The sequence below is a fragment of the Neobacillus drentensis genome (assembly GCF_036965245.1).
Classification (GTDB): domain Bacteria; phylum Bacillota; class Bacilli; order Bacillales; family Cytobacillaceae; genus Neobacillus; species Neobacillus drentensis_G.
In genome coordinates this window covers 4,214-6,469 of the sequence record NZ_JBALPG010000140.1, presented here as the reverse complement: position 1 = coordinate 6,469, position 2,256 = coordinate 4,214, and the positions used below count along the sequence as shown (strand labels likewise).

2 protein-coding genes are annotated in these 2,256 nt (G+C 33.2%); one reads left to right on the top strand and one right to left on the bottom strand.

Annotation, left to right across the window (positions count from 1 at the left end; all coding sequences use genetic code 11):
* Positions 1–38: 38 nt before the first annotated feature.
* On the top strand, positions 39–1,001 hold the full coding sequence (locus tag V7150_RS22270; RefSeq protein WP_335522591.1) for a peptidoglycan recognition protein family protein: 963 nt from the start codon (positions 39–41) through the stop codon (positions 999–1,001).
* A gap of 580 nt (positions 1,002–1,581) precedes the next feature.
* On the opposite strand, the gene V7150_RS22265 is transcribed toward V7150_RS22270, so the two are convergent.
* A partial coding sequence (locus tag V7150_RS22265) for a hypothetical protein (RefSeq protein WP_335522589.1) occupies positions 1,582–2,256 on the bottom strand: 675 nt, incomplete at its 5' end.

Here is a 2,256-nt window from a genome sequence, read left to right as displayed (position 1 = left end):
TTTAAAAAATGAAAAAATTTTTTCTGATTGTATTTTGTTTGATATTAAGTATGCTGCTTAATATATTTCCTGCTCAAGCAATTGGAAATAACCCTAGCAATATTTATGAAGTAAAATCAGGTGACACATTACCTGGACTTGCAAATAAATTTAATACGACTGTAGAAGAGCTAAAACTAACAAATGGATTACAATCCAATACTTTGTTAGTTGGTCAGAAATTGCGGGTTCCGATTATGTATGAAGTTGCTTCTGGGGATACACTTATGGAGATTTCATCAGCATACAATTCAACAGTCGATATGATAAAAACAACAAATGGGCTTTCATCTGAGCAAATACATGTAGGGCAAAGATTGAAGATTATTCCCAAAAAAATGACAATGCAAGGACAGTATATTCTTATGACGAGGGAGGAATTTGGGGATTGGTTGTTTCACAACATATTTACTAGAAAAATAAGTCTAATCCAACAACACCACACATGGTTACCATCATACAAGCAATTTTATAGTTCCAATCATTTTAAAATGTTGAAGAGTATGGAGAATTATCATGTAAATAAAATGGGATGGAAGAATATCGCTCAAAATATCACTACATTTCCTGATGGAAAAATAGCCGTTTCTAGGCCATTTAACATAGCTCCCGAAGGTTCAATTGGAGATGAGGCCAATTCTGTAGGGATAGCCATCGAAAATGTTGGCAACTTCGATATAGGTCATGATGTAATGTCTGAGGAACAAAAGGAAACGATTGTTTATATCACTGCTTTGCTTTGTATAAAATTCGGGTTAACTCCAACCGTTGACAGTATTACTTATCATCATTGGTGGCATTACAGAACAAAGGAAAGAGTGTTAGACAACAGTAAAGAGTATGAAGTTAAAACTTGCCCCGGTACTGGATTCTTTGGGGGGAATTCCACAATTAGTGCAAAAACATATTTTTATCCGCTAGTGTCACGTAAAATGCAAGAAATTTCTGCCTCTATGCATTGAACTTAAAGGTTAGTTTTATTGTATTTATTTTATTTTGGCGAATGAGTCTTCGTTAGATCATGAAGATAAAAGATATTGTAATCGTTTAGGAAAAATTGAGTATGTGTTGGTACCTGACCCCTAGTGTGTTAAAGCTTTAACGGATGGGGGTCAGGCACTTTTTGCAAGTTATGCCATTAACCACTTAGAATAAAGCGACTAGATAGTGAAGTAGAAAAAATTTTGTGTTAGGTAAGCCAAGTGATACACTGCTTTAGTTGAATTTGGATAAGATTATAGATATACATAAAAAATATCTCTCATTTAAACCTAAGATTCGATACACAAAATTTTAGTGAACGTTTTACATAAAGCGAAACTATTATTAGAAAGAAAGAAATAACGAGTGATAATGGAATACTAAAAACGACTGGGAGATCAATCCCCTGCCAAATACTCATTTTTATTTGTTCAAAGCCGAGTGTTCGTAATATGCCAGCTAACATTGAGATTATTGCACTCAAAAACAATCCTAAGTATAGGACGGATAGGACAGGGATTGTTAGCAAGTTTAAAAAAGTGCATAACATTATTTTTATTTTCATTCCTTTTCACTTCTTATGATTTGATGGACTTTAGCATTTGGAGAGATTGTATAGTTTTCTTTATAATAAAGTGTTTGTATTTCGCAATTATTGCCTACTACCACTACATCCCCTTCAACAATATCCGCATCTGTATAGGAAAGCTGCAAGTTTTTTCCTTTGATATATTTGCAAGTCAGCTTTTTCTGCATTAAAGAAATAGCTTCTCTATGCTTTTTTACACATAATTCATCCGCTATAAGACGTTCGATTTTACTTTTACCTGACAATTTTAACTGAAAGAATTTTGCATGTATTTCTTTCGCTTGAACAAAGCCAATTGAATCAAATTGTTCCAACTGAAGAATTTGTTCGATAGACAGCTTTCCTGAACTTTTAATCTTTGTTATATGTCCGTTTTTCATCTTTAAATTCCCAGCACTCACAATTTCTTTAACTTCACAATGGTCTTTTATGACACATGTTCCTGTATTTTTTAAAACATCTGCTTCAACATGAGAATGAAAAGTACTATATCCGTGAGTGGAGATTTTTTTTAAGCGTACTTCTTCGTATAAAGTAACAAAACCACGAATTTTTAATAGTTCACATTCTTTTTCTAACTTCTTGATATTGCCACCTGTAAGGGTAATACTATGTAGCTTCTGACTTTGTTCACTTGCCATCCATAA